16 protein-coding genes and 1 riboswitch are annotated in these 18363 nt (G+C 64.3%); of the genes, 5 read left to right on the top strand and 11 right to left on the bottom strand.

The window, feature by feature from the left end; genetic code table 11:
* Positions 1-182 precede the first annotated feature (182 nt).
* From FG486_RS15800 to FG486_RS15790, 3 genes are read left to right on the top strand one after another with little or no spacing between them, the layout of a single operon-like run.
* Positions 183-1907, top strand: coding sequence for an ABC transporter transmembrane domain-containing protein (locus FG486_RS15800; protein WP_231750073.1), 1725 nt, complete (start codon positions 183-185; stop codon positions 1905-1907).
* Positions 1894-3003 (top strand): efflux RND transporter periplasmic adaptor subunit, encoded by a 1110-nt coding sequence (locus tag FG486_RS15795; protein WP_066278826.1) that lies wholly within the window; start codon positions 1894-1896, stop codon positions 3001-3003. Before FG486_RS15800 ends, FG486_RS15795 begins: the two co-directional genes overlap by 14 nt.
* Positions 3003-4481, top strand: a complete 1479-nt coding sequence (locus FG486_RS15790; protein ID WP_137775391.1) for a TolC family protein — start codon at positions 3003-3005, stop codon at positions 4479-4481. Before FG486_RS15795 ends, FG486_RS15790 begins: the two co-directional genes overlap by 1 nt.
* A gap of 30 nt (positions 4482-4511) precedes the next feature.
* On the opposite strand, the gene FG486_RS15785 is transcribed toward FG486_RS15790, so the two are convergent.
* The 3 genes from FG486_RS15785 to FG486_RS15775 are packed head-to-tail and all read right to left on the bottom strand — an operon-like array spanning position 4512 to position 7493.
* Positions 4512-5285: an enoyl-CoA hydratase gene (locus FG486_RS15785; RefSeq protein ID WP_181268231.1), complete on the bottom strand. Its 774-nt coding sequence runs from the start codon at positions 5283-5285 to the stop codon at positions 4512-4514.
* Positions 5282-6337 carry an enoyl-CoA hydratase/isomerase family protein gene (locus FG486_RS15780; RefSeq protein WP_181268230.1) on the bottom strand — a complete coding sequence of 352 codons (1056 nt, stop codon included), beginning with the start codon at positions 6335-6337 and terminating at the stop codon, positions 5282-5284. The genes FG486_RS15785 and FG486_RS15780 overlap by 4 nt, the downstream gene beginning before the upstream one ends.
* A 10-nt stretch (positions 6338-6347) precedes the next feature.
* Positions 6348-7493, bottom strand: a complete 1146-nt coding sequence (locus tag FG486_RS15775) for an acyl-CoA dehydrogenase family protein (RefSeq protein ID WP_181268418.1) — start codon at positions 7491-7493, stop codon at positions 6348-6350.
* Positions 7494-7618: 125 nt separating this feature from the next.
* Between FG486_RS15775 and FG486_RS15770 the strand changes: the two genes are divergently transcribed.
* On the top strand, positions 7619-8629 hold the full coding sequence (locus FG486_RS15770) for a DMT family transporter (protein ID WP_337957788.1): 1011 nt from the start codon (positions 7619-7621) through the stop codon (positions 8627-8629).
* On the opposite strand, the gene FG486_RS15765 is transcribed toward FG486_RS15770, so the two are convergent.
* Complete coding sequence (locus tag FG486_RS15765) at positions 8608-10191, bottom strand: long-chain-fatty-acid--CoA ligase (RefSeq protein WP_181268229.1); 1584 nt, start codon at positions 10189-10191, stop codon at positions 8608-8610. The genes FG486_RS15770 and FG486_RS15765 overlap by 22 nt on opposite strands.
* A 100-nt stretch (positions 10192-10291) precedes the next feature.
* Positions 10292-10933: a DUF938 domain-containing protein gene (locus tag FG486_RS15760; protein WP_422125062.1), complete on the bottom strand. Its 642-nt coding sequence runs from the start codon at positions 10931-10933 to the stop codon at positions 10292-10294.
* Between the two features lie 77 nt (positions 10934-11010).
* On the opposite strand from FG486_RS15760, the gene FG486_RS15755 reads away from it, so the two are divergent.
* Positions 11011-11508 carry a methyltransferase family protein gene (locus tag FG486_RS15755; RefSeq protein WP_066275856.1) on the top strand — a complete coding sequence of 166 codons (498 nt, stop codon included), beginning with the start codon at positions 11011-11013 and terminating at the stop codon, positions 11506-11508.
* Positions 11509-11554: 46 nt separating this feature from the next.
* On the opposite strand, the gene gcvPB is transcribed toward FG486_RS15755, so the two are convergent.
* From gcvPB to FG486_RS15725, 6 genes are all read right to left on the bottom strand, one after another.
* Positions 11555-13135 carry an aminomethyl-transferring glycine dehydrogenase subunit GcvPB gene (gene gcvPB, locus FG486_RS15750; protein WP_181268228.1) on the bottom strand — a complete coding sequence of 527 codons (1581 nt, stop codon included), beginning with the start codon at positions 13133-13135 and terminating at the stop codon, positions 11555-11557.
* Entirely contained in the window at positions 13132-14490 is a 1359-nt protein-coding gene (gcvPA, locus tag FG486_RS15745) for an aminomethyl-transferring glycine dehydrogenase subunit GcvPA (RefSeq protein ID WP_181268227.1), read from the bottom strand. The genes gcvPB and gcvPA overlap by 4 nt, the downstream gene beginning before the upstream one ends.
* 36 nt (positions 14491-14526) lie before the next feature.
* Positions 14527-14898 carry a glycine cleavage system protein GcvH gene (gene gcvH, locus FG486_RS15740; RefSeq protein ID WP_066275871.1) on the bottom strand — a complete coding sequence of 124 codons (372 nt, stop codon included), beginning with the start codon at positions 14896-14898 and terminating at the stop codon, positions 14527-14529.
* Between the two features lie 28 nt (positions 14899-14926).
* Complete coding sequence (gcvT, locus tag FG486_RS15735; protein WP_181268226.1) at positions 14927-16060, bottom strand: glycine cleavage system aminomethyltransferase GcvT; 1134 nt, start codon at positions 16058-16060, stop codon at positions 14927-14929.
* Positions 16061-16232: 172 nt separating this feature from the next.
* A riboswitch (glycine riboswitch) is annotated at positions 16233-16325 on the bottom strand.
* Between the two features lie 87 nt (positions 16326-16412).
* Positions 16413-17582 (bottom strand): deoxyguanosinetriphosphate triphosphohydrolase, encoded by a 1170-nt coding sequence (locus tag FG486_RS15730; RefSeq protein WP_066275874.1) that lies wholly within the window; start codon positions 17580-17582, stop codon positions 16413-16415.
* Between the two features lie 80 nt (positions 17583-17662).
* Positions 17663-18358, bottom strand: a complete 696-nt coding sequence (locus FG486_RS15725; RefSeq protein WP_066275877.1) for an aspartate/glutamate racemase family protein — start codon at positions 18356-18358, stop codon at positions 17663-17665.
* Between the last annotated feature and the right edge of the window lie 5 nt (positions 18359-18363).

Here is an 18363-nt window from a genome sequence, read left to right as displayed (position 1 = left end):
TCAATCGGCCCGGATAACCGTTCGACCAGCGGCAGGTTAATCTATATCATGGAAAACTGCGTTTGGGGGGAAGCTTCCCGATAGAAAAAACCAATTGCTCCGGTAAACCGCTTTCGAATGGGCTTATCGGCGAGGTCGCCTATTTCGTGCGCTGGCGACCTTGGAATAACGGGCAGGCAAAAATGGCATCATCTTCCGAACACCATATCATGGGCGCGCGCGAGGCTATCCGCTGGATGTTCAGCCTCTTGAAGGGCGAGCGTAGCTTCCTTGCGCTGGCGCTGGTCTATGGTGTCGCGATCTCCGTGCTGTCGCTGGCAACGCCAATTTCGGTGCAGATGCTGATCAATTCGGTCGCGAACACCGCGCTGGTGACACCGTTGGTGACCCTGGCCGGTACGCTGCTAGGGCTGCTGCTGATCGCGGTGCTGCTGTCTGCGCTGCGCATCTACACCATGGAGCTGTTTGCGCGGCGTTTCTATTCGCGCCAGGTTGCGGAGATCACCATCCGTTCGATCCATGCCCGCAATCCGTTCTTCGAAGACAGCAAACGGCAGGACCTGTTCAACCGCTATTTTGACGTCAATACGGTGCAGAAGGCGGTGCCCAGCCTGTTGATCGGCGGGTTCACCATCATCCTGCAATCGGCGGTTGGCTTTGCCGTGACCGCTTTCTATCACCCGTTCTTCCTGGCCTTCAACCTGATCGTCATCGCGCTCGCCGTGCTGATCCTGCTGGTCTGGACGCGCGGCGCGATCCGATCGGGCATCGCACTGAGCCACGCCAAATATGATGCTGCGAAATGGCTGGAAAATGTCGGCGCATCGAACGGCTTCTACAAGTCGGGCCGCCATGTCGATTACGCGCTCGACGGATCGGAAGAGGTGACCGCTGCCTATATCGCGGCCAAGGCGAAGCACTTCCGGTATTCGATATCGCAGACCGTCGCCTTTCTGCTGCTGTACGCGCTGGCCAGCTCGGGCCTTCTCGCACTGGGTGGCTGGCTCGTGATTCAAGGTGAACTGTCGATCGGCCAACTGGTCGCTGCCGAACTCATACTCTCGGCGGCATTTTACGGACTCGGGCAGGTTGGCGTCTATCTCGACACCACCTATGACCTGATTGCCGCTGCCGAGGAAATCGGCCTGATCTATCAGATCGAGCAGGAAGAGGAGGCTCGCGAGGGCCAGGACGCCATCGGCGGAAGCGATCTCATTCTGCGCCGTGTGTCACACAGTTCGACCGCGCCCGGCATCACGCTGGACATCACCATCCCCGCCGGAACGCAACTGATTGCCCAAGCGCAGAATCACGGCATCCAGCGGCTTTTCACCCATGCAATGAAGCGATATCTGACGCCCGAGACGGGCGTGGTCACGCTGGGCGGACAGGATATTGCCATGGTCGACATGTTCCGGCTGCGCAGCGAGATCATCGTGCTCGATCGCCCGACCATCGTCCAGGCGAGCATTCGCGATTATCTGCGCCTGGCCGGTCCCGACACGACCTCGGGCGATGTGCTCAAGGCGCTGGCGTTGGTGCGGCTGGAGGATCGGGTGATGCGCCTGCCCGAGGGTCTCGACACCCAGCTGTCGACCAGCGGATGGCCGCTTTCCTACGCCGAGGCGCTGCGGCTGAAGCTGGCAGGTGCGATGCTGAAATGTCCGCGCCTGCTCATTCTGACCGGGCTTTTCGACATGATCGATCCTGCCATCCTCGCTGATGTGCGCAAGGTGATGCGCGAAGAGGGCTCGACTGTCGTTCAGTTCAGCTATCGTCCCGCGCCTACCGAAGGATGCCGCTATCTGTGGCTTGGCGATGACGGACAGAGGATCATAGACGATCCCGCAGAGTTCCTGCAGATCGTCGACAGCAAGGCGGAGGAGGCAGCCCATGGCAACGCGTGATCGCGCCCTTGTCCGCTTCCGCACGCTCGCGGCCCAGCGTGCACCCCGTCCCCTGCGCGCCATTGCGCTGATGGTGGTCATCACGCTCGTGGCAGCAGCGCTGTTCATGATCTACGTGCCCTGGATCCAGACCGCCTATGGCGCGGGCCAGGTGATCGCGCTTAACCCGCAGGACCGTGTGCAGAACGTGACCGCACTGGTCTCCGGCCGCATCGAGCGCTGGTATGTCGAGGATGGCGCTGTCGTGCGCGAAGGCGACCCGATCGTCCAGATTTCCGACAACGATCCGATGCTGCTCGAGCGCCTGCGTGTCGAGCGCAGCTTGGCCGAGGCCAAGGCTGCCGCGGCTGCCTCCGCGCTCAGCACCGCACGCAACGATGTCGGCCGAACCGGCACCCTGTTTTCCGAGGGCCTGGCATCGCGGCGCGAGAACGAACTGGCGCGCATCAAGGTGGCTGAGATGGAGGCCAAGCTCGCCGAGGCGCGCGCGGCCATTACCCAGATCGACATCAATCTCGCGCGCCAGTCGCTTCAGCTCGTCCGCGCGCCGCGCAATGGTGTGATCCAGCGGATCAGCGGCGGGGACAAGGCGACCATGGTCTCGCAGGGCGATGTTCTGGCGACCTTTGCGCCCACCGAAGCCAAGCGCGTGGTCGAAATCTATGTCGATGGCCGCGATGCGCCGCTGATCCGGAAGGGCCAGCAGGTGCGGCTCGAGTTCGAAGGCTGGCCCGCAATCCAGTTTTCCGGCTGGCCCTCGGTCGCGCGCGGCCTGTTCGATGGTGAGGTGCAGCAGGTCGACCTTGCCGCCTCGCAGAACGGGCTGTTCCGCGTGCTTGTCCGCGAAGCGCCGGGCAAGGCCCGCTGGCCGGGTGAACCCTATGTCCGCCTCGGCGCGAATGTGCGTGGCTGGGTGGCGATGGAGCAGGTCTCGGTCGGCTTCGAACTGTGGCGCCAGCTCAACGACTTCCCGCTGCAGAACCCGGCGCTGACCGAGCAGGGCAATAGCGGCATGACGCAGACCGGAGGCAAGGTATCGTCGTCCTCGTCGTCCTCGTCGTCGGGCTCCTCGAGCAGCTCGTCGGGGAAGAAGTGATGCGCAAGGCATGGATGCTGGCCGGGCTGGCCGTTTCGGCCTTGCTCGCTGTTCCGGTCGGGGCGCAGCCGCTCCCTGCCCCGGTCAGCGCGCCCGATCAGGTGCCCTCCTCACGCGGATTGCAGCTGTCCGAGGTGCTGGCGTCGTCACGCCGCTTTGCGCCGAGCATCCTCGAGGCGCTGGCCAATACGCGCGCGGCGGACGGACGGGTGCTGGCGAGCGAAGGCGCATTCGACCTGCTGTTCAGCGGCGAAGGCTTTTCGCGCATCGCGGGCTTTTACGATGGCACCTATGTGCAGGGAAAGGCGATCCAGCCGCTCACCAACAATGGTGGCCAGCTGGAGGCGAGCTACCGTGTCTCGCGCGGCGATTTTCCGGTCTATGAGGATTACAGCTTCACCGACCGGCTCGGCGAGCTCAAGGTCCGCGGCGTTTTCGCGCTGCTGCGCGACCGCTATATCGACGATCGCCGCTTCGGGCAGCGCAACGCGCTGATCGAGCGCGACATTGCCGGGCTCGACGCGCTGATCATCGCCATCGGCGTGCAGCAGCGGGCTATCCAGGCCTATGGCCAATGGGTGGCGGCGGGCCAGCAGGTCCGCGTCTATCGTTCGCTTGTCGGCCTGGCGCAGGACCGGCAGGACGGCATCCGCCGCCAGGTGCAACTGGGGGCACGCGCAGCGATCCTGCTGACCGAGAACGAACAGAACCTGCTGCGCCGTCAGTCGCTCCTCGTCGCGGCCGAGCGCGATCTGGCCAATGCGGCCCAGCGGCTCTCGCTGTTCTGGCGCGACGATGACGGTCGCCCGCGCGTCGCCACACCCGCCGATCTGCCGACCTCGCTGCCGATGGTACGCCAATTGCGCGACACCGATCCCGCAGCGGTGCTGGCGCGACGCCCGGATATCCAGCTGATCGAGCAACGGCTCGCGCAGGGCGAAGCGAAGCTCGAACTCGAACAGAACAAGCTGCTGCCCTCGCTGCGGCTTTTTGCCGAGGCGGGCAAGGATTTCGGCGAGCAGGGCCTGGGCGGGCGCTCGCGTGATCCGTTCGAGGCAGTGGTCGGGTTCACTTTCTCGATGCCGCTGCAGAACCGTGCCGCCAAGGGCAATGTCGCGGCGGCCGAAGCCTATATTAATGCGCTCGAATGGAAGCGGCGGCAGAGCGAGGAACAGATTCTCGCCGAAATCGCGCAGCTCTCGACCAACCTCACCGCCGCTGAGCGGCTCGCAGTGCTCGCGCGCGACGAGGAGGTGCAGGCGGAGAAGCTCGCCGCTGGCGAGCGGCGGCTGTTCCAGGCGGGCGCGAGCGACTTCTTCCTGGTCAACCTGCGCGAGGATGCCGCGGCCAATGCCGCGATCCGCAGACTCGATGCCGAGTTCCGCCTCGCCCAGGCCCGTGCCGATCTGGTCGCAGTGGCGGCCGATCTCGACGCGCTGCAACTGGGTGAGGATCTCACCGGCGCGCTGCGGCCCTGACCCGGGCAAGGGCCGCAATCAGAAGCGTGATCAGTGCCCCGTCCATTTGCCGGGGCGCTTTTCGACGAACGCTGCCATGCCTTCCTTCTGGTCCTCGCTGCCGAACAGGCCGTGGAACAGTCGGCGTTCGAACACCACGCCCTGCTGCAGCGTCGTTTCGAACGCGGCATTGACCATTTCCTTGACCGCCAGCGTCGCAAGCGGGGCCATGCCGGCGATCGTCTCTGCCGCCTTGACCGCTTCGTCGACCAGATCGGCGAGCGGGACGACGCGCGCGACGAGCCCCGATTGTTCGGCCTCGGTTGCGTCCATCATCCGTCCGGTCAGGCACATGTCCATGGTCTTGGCCTTGCCAATGGCGCGCGCCATGCGCTGCGATCCGCCCATGCCGGGGGTCACGGCGAGCTTGATCTCGGGCTGGCCGAACTTGGCATTGTCCGCCGCGATGATGAAATCGCACATCATCGCAAGCTCGCAACCGCCGCCCAGCGCATAGCCGGCGACCGCCGCGATCACCGGCTTGCGGGTTGCCGTCACGCGGTCATAGCCGGCGAAGAAATTGCTGCCGTACATGTCGGCAAAGCTCTGGGTCGCCATTTCCTTGATGTCGGCACCGGCGGCAAAAGCCTTCTCGCTCCCGGTCAGCACCGCGCAGCCCTGCGATGGATCGGCATCGAACGCACCCAGCGCCGCGATCAGATCGGCGAGCACCTGGCTGTTCAGCGCGTTGAGCGCCTGCGGGCGATTGAGCGTGATCAGCGTGACGGCACCGCGCTGTTCGACGAGAAGCGTTTCATAGGTCATCGTGCAATCTCCAGGGGGGTCCAGGCCTGATCTTCAGGCAGCGGCGCAAAGATGGTGTCGAGCAGCGCGTCGGTGACACCTTCGGCGGTGTCGGGATTCCAGCGCGGCGCATTGTCCTTCTCGATGATCAGCGCGCGCACGCCCTCGATGAAGTCGTGCATCTGCACCACGCGCGCACCGATCGCATATTCCTGGCGCATTTCAGCAGCAAAGTCAGGCATTTGCCCGCCTTCCTTGAGCTGCCGCAGCGCCACCTTGCAGGTCTGCGGGGACTTGGTCGAGAGCGTCTTCAACTCCTTTGCACTCCAGTCCGATCCATCGGCTTCGAGCGCGGCGAGAATGTCCTCGTAGCGATCCGAGGCGAACAGCCGGTCGATCTGCTCGCGATTGCCCAGGATGCGTGCCTCGGGTGGGGCGACCGACAGATCGGAGAGTATCGCGTCCACATCCTGCGGCGCGGCGGCGATGCGCTGCTTCGCTTCGGCGAGCTTTTCGGCAGGCAGATAATGCGTCGCCAAGCCCAGCGCATGACATTCCGCGCCATCGAGCCGCGCTCCGGTGAGCGCAAGGAACTGTCCCACCCGGCCCGGCAGGCGCGAGAGGAACCAGCCGCCGCCGACATCGGGGAACAGGCCGATCCCGGTCTCGGGCATCGCAAAGCGCGTGTTCTCGGTCGCGATGCGATAGCGCGAGGGCATCGAAAGGCCCACGCCCCCGCCCATGGTGATGCCGTCCATGAAGGCGATCACCGGCTTGGGATAGACGAACAGCAGGTGATTGAGGCGATATTCGACGAAGAAGAACTCGCGCGCCTCTGCGCCATCGGCGGCGCCGCTCGTGGCGAGCATGCGGATGTCGCCGCCCGCGCAGAATCCGCGGCCCTCGGCATGGTCGATCATCACCGCGTCGACCGCCGGGTCGTCGATCCAGCGGGTCAGCGCCTCGGTCATCGCTTGGCACATCGGCGTGGTAAGCGCGTGGATCGCTGCGGGGCGGTTGAGGCTGATGATTCCGGTGCGCCCTTCGACGCGGGTGAGGATATCGCTGGTCATGATGTTTTCCTTACTGGCGCAGCATTTCGCGCGCGACGATCATCCGCATCACCTGGTTGGTGCCTTCGAGGATCGAATGCACCCGCAGGTCGCGCCAGAAGCGCTCGATCGGGTAGTCTTGCAAATAGCCATATCCACCAAAGAGTTGCAAAGCATCGTTGACAATCTTCGAACCGCTGTCGGTGCTCAGGCGCTTGGCCATGGCGGCGAACTTGGTCTTGTCGGGCGCATTGGCGGTGACCTTGGCAGCGGCGAGATAGAGCAGCGCGCGCGCCGCCTCCAGATCGGTCGCCATGTCGGCGAGCATGAATTGGGTGTTCTGGAAATCGCTGATCCGCTTGCCGAACTGCTTGCGGTCATTGGTATAGGCTATCGCCTCGTCAAGGCACCGCTGCGCCCCGCCCAGCGAGCACGCACCGATGTTCAGGCGGCCGCCGTCCAGACCCATCATGGCAAAGCGGAAGCCATCGCCCTCCGCCCCGACGCGGTTGGCGACCGGAATGCGCGCATCCTCGAAGATCACCTGCGCGGTCGGCTGGCTGTGCCATCCCAGCTTCTTCTCGTTCGCGCCAAAGCTGACGCCGGGCGTATCCTTATCGATCACCAGGCAGCTGATTCCCTTGGGGCCATCTTCGCCCGTGCGGACCATGGTGACATAGACATCGTTCGCGCCCGCGCCGCTGATGAACTGCTTGGAGCCGTTGAGCACATAATGATCGCCGTCGCGCACCGCCTTGGTCTTGAGCGCAGCGGCGTCCGAACCCGATCCCGGCTCGGTCAGGCAATAGCTGGCGATCTTGTCCATCGTGACGAGGTCGGGCAGATAGCGCGCCTTGAGCTCTTCCGAACCGAAGCTGTCGATCATCCAGGCGGCCATGTTGTGGATCGAGATGAACGCGCTGGTCGAGGGGCAGCCATAGGCCATGGCTTCCATGATCAGCGCTGCCTCGAGCCGCCCCAGGCCGATACCGCCGCTTTCCTCGCTGACATAGATCGCCGCAAAGCCAAGATCCGCTGCTTCCTTGATGGTGTCGCGCGGGAAGATATGCTTCTCGTCCCATTCTGCGGCAAAGGGCGTGATACGGTCGGCGGTGAATTTGCGTGCCGCTTCCTGGATGGCAAGCTGGTCTTCGGTGAGCTCGAACTGGTCGGTCATGGTCATCCTGTGGCCTGTTGCGGGGAATGCCGCTTTTGATCTGGCGATTAATCGAACCGGGTGGCTTTGGCCAGAGTGCAGCCCCCTGTCCTTTTGGGCCAAGGTGATGCGAAAATGCAGGAAACTTGGCACTTGGCCGCGATAATGCGGCGAAACTGCGCATTGCCGGGATGACGCGCGCGCCTGCTGCTGTTAGCAGGGCAGCGATGGACCTGCCCGAACCGACTCCTGCCCCTGGTGAGCACCGGAACCAGGCGCTTTCTGCCATCGTCATCCGGTTGTTCGCCGCCATTTCGATCACCGCGATGTTCGCCTGCGTCAAGCTGGCGTCCGATCGCGGGGTGCATGTGCTGGAAAGCGTGTTCTATCGCCAGCTGGCCGGAATCATCGTGCTTATCCCGATCGCGCTGGCGGGGCCCGGGCTCGCCGCGCTGCGGACGGAGCGTCCCTGGGCGCATGTCAGCCGCATGGTCATCGGCATGGTCGCGATGTCGCTGAACTTTCTCTCCTTCGCGCTCCTCCCGATCGCCGAGGCCACCGCGATCGGCTTCATGGTTCCGATCGTCGCCACCTTGCTGTCGATCGTGCTCCTGAAAGAAGCCGTTGGGGTGCACCGCTGGAGTGCAATTGCCGCAGGGCTCGCAGGCGTACTGATCGTGGTACAGCCTGGCGACGGGCACATCCCGATGCTCGGCGCCATCGTGTCGCTGACCGGCGTCGCGGTGACGGCCTTTGTCAGCATCATCATCCGCAAGCTCGGCGAAACCGAGAATCCGATCACGACGATGTTTTGGTTCTCGCTGAGCTCCATGGTGCCGCTGGGCATTGCGATGCTGTTCGTCGGCCAGATGCACGACGCGCACACTTGGGGCATCATCGCGCTGATGGGGCTGTTCGGGGCCTTTGCGCAGCTTGGCATCACCTGGTCGCTGCGCCTCGCACCGGTATCGGTGGTGCTGCCTATGGACTATTCGAGCCTCATCTGGGCGGCGCTGTTCGGCTATCTCATCTGGGACAAATGGCCGGTGCCCGCGACCTGGATCGGGGCACCGCTCATCATCGGCTCCGGCCTGTACATCGCGCTACGCGAAAACCGGCTGGCGAAGCTGCGCGATCAGGCGACCGCGCGCTCCTGACCCTCCCAATACGGCGCGCGCAACTCGCGCCGCAGGATCTTGCCGGTGGCATTGCGTGGCATTTCCGGAATGACATCCACGCTCTTGGGGGCCTTGAACGGCGCGATCCGCTCGCGCGCCCAGGCGATGACCGAGGCAGGATCGACCTCGTGTCCCGGCTTGGGCACTACCACCGCTTTCACCGCCTCGCCCCATTTGTCGTCGGGAATGCCGATCACCGCAACCTCGAGCACATCGGGATGGCCGAAGATCGCGTTCTCGACCTCGGCGGGATAAACGTTCTCGCCGCCCGAGATGATCATGTCCTTTACCCGGTCCTGGATATAAACATAGCCGTCGTCGTCCATATAGGCGGCATCGCCCGTGCGCAGCCAGCCATCGCCATCGACCGTCTCGCGCGTCTTGGCCTCGTTGCGCCAGTAACCGGTCATGTTGAGCGGTGAGCGAGTGGCGATCTCGCCGATCGTGCCGTTGGGCACGGGGTTGCCCGCCGCATCGATGATCCGGATTTCCACGCCGGGAAGCGCCTTGCCGGCAGACCGCATCCGCTGGTTGCCATTGGGGTCATGGTCCTCCGGCGGCAGCGCGCAAAAGGTGCCGGTGGTTTCAGTCATGCCATATTGCTGGCAGAATTCCGCGCCCATCACGTGCATGCACTGGCGCAGCAGTTCGAGCGGGATCGGCGCGGCACCGTACATGACGAGCTTGAGCCGCGACCAGTCGGTCGTCGCGGCGCGCGGGTGGTTGACCACCATCTGCAGCGCGGTCGGCACCAGGAACATGTGCGTGACGCCATCCGCGACGCAATCGAGCACCGCATCGGGCGAGAATTCGGCGCGGATGACCGCGCGGCAGCCATTGTAGAAGGCGATCGTGCCGACTCCCGATCCGGCAATATGCGCAACGGGCATGATGACCAGCATCGAATCCTCGACACTCACCTTGTACCAGTCGACATCCGAAGCCTCGATGATCGGTCGTAGCGCAAACATGTTGCGATTGCACAGCACCGCGCCCTTGGGGTGACCGGTGGTGCCCGAGGTGTAGAGCTGCAGCACGCCGCGCTCGGGATCGACTTGCGGCAGCGCAGCATCGCCCTGTTCCGCGGCCCAGATGTCGAGCGATTGCAGGCCCGAGGCGTCTCCCTCGGCATCGATCAGCAGTGTCTTCAGGCTGTCCAGCCCCTCGGCCGCCGCCCTGGCGGTCTCGGCGGAAAAGGGCTGGCAGACCAGCAGCGCCGCTTCGGTATCGGACAGGATATAGCGCACTTCGGGCACCGCGAGCCGCCAGCCCACCGGCACCATCGCGAGGCCGGCGCGGCTCGCAGCGATCAGCAGCGTGAAATACAGGCTGGCGTTCTTGCCCAGCCAGGCGATGCGGTTGCCAGGCGCCAGGCCGGAAGCGACAAAGGCGCGGGCATAGCGATCGGCCATCTGGTCGAGCTCGCGATAGCTGATGCGGGTGATCCCATCGTCCATGGCGATGGCGTCGGGGCGCTCTTCGGCCCAGTAGCGGACGGTGGAACCCAAGTCGGTACGCGCATTGGTGGCGGTAGCCAGCATCTCTCTCTCCCACAGGTTCGGCAGTTGGGCGGACCTTTGCGGCCCTGCCCTCGCCCGCACAGGCTAGGCAGAAAGACTATGGCTTGACAATAGATTTGCGTCAGGCGCGCCGATAGACGAGCGACAGGTTGTTCGCGGGCATCTCGATCAACCCGGTACGAACGATGCGACATTCGGCAGCGGCTGCGTCAACATCAGCAACGTCACGCAGCCCCCAGGCCGGATTGCGTGCCTTGAGCGATGCGTCAAAGGCCATGTTGCTCTCCGCCGTCATGACGTCATGACGCACGAACGGTCCGTAGAGATAGAGCGGCGCGCCGGCTGGCAGCAGCGCGGCGGTGTGGCGCAAGAGTGCCAGCGTCGCGCTCCACGGGCTGATATGCACCATGTTGATGCACAGGATCGCATCGGCATGCCGGACGGGCCAGGCTTCCTGCTCGACATCGATCAGCACCGGAGGCAGTACATTGGCTGTGCCGGTCTCTGCCGTCCAGGCGGCGATCGAATGCAGAGCGGCAGGCTCGCAATCGCTCGGCTGCCATTGCAGATGCGGAAATGCCTGTGCGAAATGCACGACATGCTCTCCGCTGCCGCTGGCAATCTCGAGCACCATGCCGCTGTCGGGGAGGATGTCGCGCAGCACCTGCGCGATGACTTGACGGTTGCGCAGCGTCGCGGGAGCATGGCGGCGGGCTTCGGTGCCCGCCTCGTTGATCAGCCAGGGCTTGGGTTCGGTCATCATGGCATCATGGCGCGAAGCGAGGCTATCGGCAATCGTTTGGCTTGCGTCGGCCAAGGTGAGGCTCCAGTTTGAGCAACATGGACGACGAACCACCCCAATTGCCGCGCATCGACCCCAGCATCGCGCCATCGGTGGGTTTTCCGCCGCCGCTGGTGTTCCTCGGTTTCCTGATGCTCGGCCTTCTGCTCGACGACGTCATGAGCCTGCCGCCCATTCCGATGGGCCGCGCGATGGAATGGCCGGGCTTTGGCCTGATGATGGCGGGGATCGGGCTGATCATCGTCTCATTGGGCATGTTCAGCGCCTATGGCGAGGATCCGCAGCCCTGGACGCCGAGCCAGGCCATCATCGCGCGCGGACCCTATCGGCACAGCCGCAACCCGATGTACCTGGGCATGCTGATGATCCAGCTGGGCTACGCGCTGTGGGAGGCCAGTATGGGCGTGCTGGCCTTCGTCCCATTCGCGTTCATTGCGATCGACCGGGCGGTGATCGCCAAGGAAGAGAGTTACTTGCGCCGCAAATTTGGCAAGGCGTTCGAGGATTATTGCGCGCGCGTGCGCCGCTGGATCTGACGAAAAAGCCCGCCCGGTGCAGAACCGGGCGGGCAGTCCGAAGGGATCACTCTGCAGCTTCGGCCTGTTCGACCACCGGCTCGGTCCAGACCAGTACCGGTTTGCGCGCGGCCTGGGTCTCGTCTAGGCGGCGACGCGGCGCAAAGTGCGGCGCGCTGTGCAGCGATGGATCGCCCTGCTTGGCGCGCAGGGCCACCGAACGCAGCGCGCCGATGAACTGGTCGAGCGCCGCCTTGCTTTCTGTCTCGGTCGGTTCGACGAGCATCGCGCCGTGCACCACCAGCGGGAAATAGACCGTCATCGGGTGGAAACCCTCGTCGATCAGACCCTTGGCGATGTCGAGCGTCGAGAAGCCCTCGGCGAGGCCATTGTCCGAGAATAGGGCCTCGTGCATGCAGGGTCCGGCATTCGCGAACGGCGCGTCGAGCACGTCCTCGAGCGAACGCAGCACGTAATTGGCGTTGAGCACCGCATCCTCGGCGACCTGGAGCAGTCCGTCGGCACCATGGCTGAGGATGTAGGTCAGTGCGCGGCTGAACATGCCCATCTGGCCATGGAAGGCGACCATGCGACCGAAGCTGGAGGCGTGATGGTCCTCCATGCTCTCTTCCTCGATCAGCGCCAGCTTGCCGTCCTCGGTGCGTTCGACGAACGGAAGCGGCGCAAACGGCGCGAGCGCTTCGGAGAACACCACCGGGCCCGAGCCGGGGCCGCCGCCGCCATGCGGGGTGGAGAAGGTCTTGTGCAGGTTGATGTGCATCGCATCGACGCCCAGATCGCCCGGACGCACCTTGCCGACCACCGCGTTGAAGTTTGCGCCGTCGCAATAGACGAAGCCGCCCGCCTCATGCACTGCGTCCGAGATGTTCTTGAGCTCGCGCTCGAACAGGCCGCAGGTATTGGGGTTGGTGATCATCACGCCTGCGACATCGGGTCCGAGCCGGGCCTTCAGCGCATCGACATCGACACGGCCATCGGGCTTGGCCGGAATGTCCTCGACCTGATAGCCGACGAACGCCGCGGTCGCCGGGTTGGTGCCGTGCGCGCTCTCGGGGACCAGGATGACCGAACGCTTGTCGCCGCGCGCTTCGAGCGCCGAACGGATCGCGAGGATGCCGCACAGCTCGCCATGCGCGCCCGCCTTGGGTGACATCGCGACGCCGGCCATGCCGGTCAGCTTGACGAGCCATTCGCCCAGCTCGTCGATGACCGCCAGCGCGCCCTGAACGGTCTGGATCGGCTGCAGCGGATGGATGTCGGCAAAGCCCGGAAGCCGCGCCATCTTCTCGTTGAGACGGGGGTTGTGCTTCATCGTGCACGATCCCAGCGGAAACAGGCCAAGGTCGATGGCATAGTTCTGGCGGCTGAGGCGCGTGTAGTGCCGCACCGTTTCCTGCTCGGACAGACCCGGCAGACCGATGGCGGCCTTGCGCTCAAGTCCGCCAAGCCGCGAGACGGCCATCGGAGCTGCGGGCAGGTCGACGCCGGTGCGGGTCGAATCGCCGATCTCGAAGATCAGCGCTTCCTCGAGCATCAGCGCGCGGTTGCCAGTGCTGGTCGCCAGCGCCGAGGATGCGGCGCTGTCTTCGGCAGGACGGGTGGGACGTCCCTGGTTGTTCATGCTCATGCCAGCAGCTCCTCAAGGTTCGTGGCAAAGGCTTCGATGTCTTCGAGCGTCGCGGTCTCTGTGACGGCGACGACCAGTCCGTTGGCAAGGTCAGCTTCTTCCGGATACAGGCGGCCCAGCGAGACGCCGCCCAGGATCCTGCGATCCGCGAGCGCACGGACGATCGTGCGGGCATCCTTGGGAAGAACCAGCGTGAACTCGTTGAAAAAGCTCGCGTTGAGCAGCTTGACGCCCGGAACATTCTCGAGGCGTTCGGCTGCGGTCACCGCCATCGCATGGTTGACCTCTGCAAGACCGCGAAGGCCCTTTTCGCCGAGCAGCGTCATGTGAATGCTGAACGCCAGCGCGCACAGCCCGCTATTGGTGCAGATGTTGCTCGTCGCCTTTTCGCGGCGGATATGCTGTTCGCGGGTCGAGAGCGTCAGCACGAAGCCGCGCTTGCCCTCGGCATCGAGGGTCTCGCCGCACAGGCGCCCCGGCATCTGGCGGACATATTTCTGCTTGCAGCCGAACAGGCCGACATAGGGACCGCCAAACTGCAGGCCGACGCCGAGCGATTGGCCTTCGCCCACGACGATATCCGCGCCCATTTCACCGGGGCTGCGCAGCGCGCCCAGCGCCACCGGCTCGGTGACGACCGCGATCAGCAGCGCGCCGGCGGCCTGAGTCGCTTGCGCGAGCGCCGACAAATCCTCGACGCGGCCGAGAATGTCGGGATATTGCACCACGACGCAGCTGGTATTCTTGTCGATCTGACCGATCAGGTCGGCAATGTCGGTCTCGGGCTTCAGGCTCGGGGCCTGATGGACGAGCGCATCCCCGGTGAACCGCGCCATGGTCTTGGCAACGCCGACATAATGCGGGTGCAGGCCCGAGGACAGCAAGGCGGTGGCGCGCTTGGTGATGCGCCGCGCCATGCCGATCGCTTCCCAGCACGCGGTCGAGCCATCGTACATCGATGCGTTCGCGACATCGCAGCCGAGCAGCCGGGCGACCTGGGTCTGGAATTCGAACAGCATCTGCAGCGTGCCCTGCGCAATTTCCGGCTGATAGGGCGTGTACGCCGTCAGGAACTCGCCGCGCTGGATCAGATGATCGACCGAAGCAGGGACATGGTGCCGATAGGCGCCCGCGCCCATGAAGAAGGGCACGTCGCCCGCGACCAGATTCTGGCTGGCCAGCGCCTTCATGTGCCGTTCGACCGCCATTTCGGGCGCGTGCATCGGCAGGCCGTGGATCGGGCCGGTCAGCCGGGCCTCTTCGGGGATATCGATGAACAGGTCGTCGATCGAGGCTGCGCCGATCGTGGCGAGCATCGCGCTGCGATCCTGGTTGTTGAGCGGGAGATAGCGCATTGCGGCTAATGTCCTTGGGTCAGAAACGATGAAAAATCAGAGGTCTGCGACGAACTTCTTGTACGCTGCCTCATCCATCAATGCGTCAAGTTCGGCTTCGTCGCTCAGTTCCAGCTTGAAAAACCAGCCATCGCCTTCGGGGTCCGAATTGACCAGGCCGGGTTCGTCAGCGAGAACCTCATTGCCCTCGACGATGGTCCCGGAGATCGGGCTGTAGACATCGCTTGCGGCCTTGACCGACTCGACGACGGCGGCTTCGTCGCCCTTGTCGAACTGCTTGCCTTCGGCGGGCACGTCGACGAACACCACGTCGCCCAGCTGCTGCTGCGCATATTCGGTGATGCCGACCGTGGCGATCTTGCCTTCGACTTCAACCCATTCATGTTCTTCGGTAAAATAGCGGCTCATGGTGTCACTCCATCGGGTCGTTAGATGTTCAGGCGGTCTTGGGCCGGTGATAACGGTGCGGCACGAACGGCATGGCTGCGACCGTTACCGGGATACGCTTGCCGCGGACTTCGGCCTCCAGCGCAGTGCCCAGCGGGGCAAAGGCAGACTTGACCAGCGCCATCGCGATCGGCGCACCGAGGGTCGGTGCGAAACCGCCCGAGGTCACCTTGCCGACCATGCGGTCGCCGGCAAACAGCTCCGCGCCTTCGCGCACTGGCTGGCGACCTTCGATGGCAAGGCCGACGCGCTTGCGGTCGGTGCCTTCCTCCAGTTCTTCGAGAATGCGCTCGGCACCGGCAAAGCCGCCCTCGGTGCGGCGCCGCTTGCTGATCGCGAAAGACAGGTCCCCTTCGACCGGGCTGACGCTTTCGTCGAGGTCATGGCCATAAAGCGGCAGTCCCGCCTCGAGCCGCAACGAATCGCGCGCGCCAAGACCGATCGGCTTGACCAGATCGAGCGCGCACAGTCGGTCGGCGAGCGCGGCGGCATGATCGCAATCGACGCTGATCTCGAAGCCGTCCTCGCCGGTATAGCCCGAGCGGCTGATCCACAGCGACATGCCGTCGAGCGTGAACGCGCCTGCCTGCATGGAATAGAGCGATGCGACATTGGGGATCAGGCTGGCCAGCGCCTCGCCTGCCTTGGGCCCCTGAAGCGCGAACAGCGCGCGCTCGTCGAGCAGGGTAATCACCACCTCGTCGGGGAATGTCTCGCGCATGTGCGCCAGATCGTCATACTTGCATGCGCCGTTGACGACCAGATACAGGTCGCGCTCGCGCCGCGTCACCATCAGATCGTCGAGGATGCCACCTTCCTCGTTCAGCAGCACCGAATAGCGCATGCGGTTGACGCCCAGCTTCTGGATTTCGCCGGGCACGATCGCTTCCAATGCGACATCGGGTGCATCGCCGGTGAGCAGGACCTGGCCCATATGGCTGACATCGAACAGTCCGGCATTCTCGCGCGTCCAGAGATGTTCGGCCATCACGCCTTCATACTGAACGGGCATCTGATAGCCCGCGAACGGAACCATGCGCGCGCCGCGCGCCCGATGCCATGCATCGAGTGGCAGCAGCCTGTCGGCCACGCGTTCCATCATATCGGCAATATTATCGGTCATCTGGGCACTCCGGCAGATTGAATTGGAACGCGTTGCACGGCCTTCGGGCCCTGCGAGCATCCAACCCCCTCTGTCACTTGAACCTGAGAGCTTTCATGGGTTGCGACCAGCGCCGCCCATTTACCCCTTCGGTGGAGCAGCCTTGCACAGCTGCCCGCTTTCCAGAGCGCCGATCAACGACACGGTCCCGATGACCTGAGAGATTCCGGGGCGGTTGCTCCTTCGGTGGCGGTGGTGACCCACCGCGCTCTCCCGTGCCGTTTCATGAGGCTTGCGCCGCATCGACAAGCCCGGAATGCGCAAAGGCCTTCGGACTGTCAATCAAATTGCGCTGCGACGCACAAAATCCTGTTCAAACGTGGCTGAGGCCTTCGGGCGCATGGCCGAAGATCTGGCGGTGCTGCGACAGCGCGAAGCGATCAGTCATGCCGGCGAGGAAGTCGGCTATATGGCGGCTCTTGTCTGGCTCGGCTTCGGGCAACCGTTGACGCCAGTCGTCGGGCAGCAGCGCGGGATCGTCGCGATAGGCGGCAAAGAGCGCCGCGATGACCTGCCGCGCCAGGTCGGCCGCTTCGAGCTGGCGCGGATGATGATAGACCCGCGCATACATGAACCGCTTCAGTTCGCGTTCCTGCTCCGCCATGGCATCGGAAAAACCGGCGATCACCTGCCCTGCGGCGCGGACATCCTCGATGCTGCCGATGCCGAGCCCCGCTATCCTGGCGCGCGTGGAGGCAATGACGTCGTTGACCATCAAACCGATCTGGTCGCGTACGAATTCGGACTGCAGCCGTGCCTCGGGAACGTCGGAGAATTTAGCGCGAATCGCATCCCATTGCCGCAGCGCCGATGGCAGGCTGAGCAGATCGTCGAACGACAGGAAACCGGCGCGCAGCCCATCGTCGATATCGTGATTGTCATAGGCGATATCGTCGGACACAGCGGCTACTTGCGCTTCGAGCGACGAATAGCGCTTCAAATCGAGGTCGAAACCGGCGTCGATCTCTGCCAGCGCCCAAGGGGCATGTTCGACCGGGCCGTTATGCTTGGCGAGCCCCTCGAGCACCTCCCAGCTGAGGTTGAGACCCTGCCAGCGCGGATAGGGCGATTCGAGCACGTGCAGCGCGCGCAGGGTATGGGCGTTATGGTCGAAACCGCCCTGCCCTGCCATCGCGGCCTCCAGCGCATCCTCGCCAGCATGTCCGAACGGGGGGTGTCCGATGTCGTGCGCCAGGCACAGCGCCTCGGTCAGGTCCTCGTCGAGCCCAAGCGCCCGCGCGATCGTCCGCCCGATCTGCGCGACCTCGAGGCTGTGGGTCAGGCGGACGCGGTAATGATCGCCATCGGGGGCGACGAACACCTGAGTCTTGTGGCGCAGGCGGCGGAAGCTGATCGAATGGATGATGCGGTCGCGGTCGCGCTGAAAGGCGCTGCGCGGTCCCCGCGTCGGCTCGCCCCCTTCGGCAAATTGCCGCCCGCGCGAACGCGAGGGATCACTGGCATAGGGCGCGCGGGGGTGCATGGCTGTTCTACCGTTGAATGCGTGGTGCTCTCCAGCCTCGCCGGAAAACGCCAGCGCCTTCGCCCACATGGGTTAAAAGATCAAGCGTCGCCCATGATCCAGTCGACTGCGGCCTGGGCGTGAATCTCGGTGCCGTCATAGATGGGCAGCACGTTAGCCTTGGTATCGACGATCATTTCGAGCTCGGTGCAGCCGAGCACCACCGCCTGCACGTCTTCCTTGGCGATATTGGTGAGGAAGGTCTTCATCGTGCGCTCGGATTCGCGGACGACCCTGCCCTCCATCAGCTCCTCGTAGATGATCCGGTCGATCTCCTCCACGCGCTCCATCTCGGGTGCGAGCAGGCCGATGCCGTGCTTGACCAGACGCTGGCGGTAGAAGCTCTCGAGCATCACGTTGCGCGTGCCGATGATTGCGGCGCGCTTGATCCCATCGGCCTGCATCTTCTCGCCGACGCAATCGGCGATATGGATGATCGGAACGCTGACCGCGCCCTGCACCCGGTCATAGACCTTGTGCATCGAATTGGCGCAGATCAGGATCGCGGTCGCGCCCGCCGCCTCGAGCGAGCGCGCGGCGACCGTCAGCTTCTCGGTCGCATGGTCCCAGCCCTCGGGTGTGCGGATCTGCGCGAGATCGCAGAAATTGAGGCTCTCGATCACGATCGGGCCGCTGCACAGCGACCCGGCGCGCTTCTGCACCCCCTTGTTGATCAGCCGGTAATAGGTCTCGGTCGAAACCCAGCTCATGCCGCCGATCAGGCCGATTTTCCGCATGCGGA

The organism is Blastomonas ursincola (assembly GCF_013607875.1).
Taxonomy (GTDB): domain Bacteria; phylum Pseudomonadota; class Alphaproteobacteria; order Sphingomonadales; family Sphingomonadaceae; genus Blastomonas; species Blastomonas ursincola.
The sequence above is the reverse complement of the archived record's forward strand: the minus strand, read 5'-3'. Positions and strand labels throughout refer to the sequence as shown.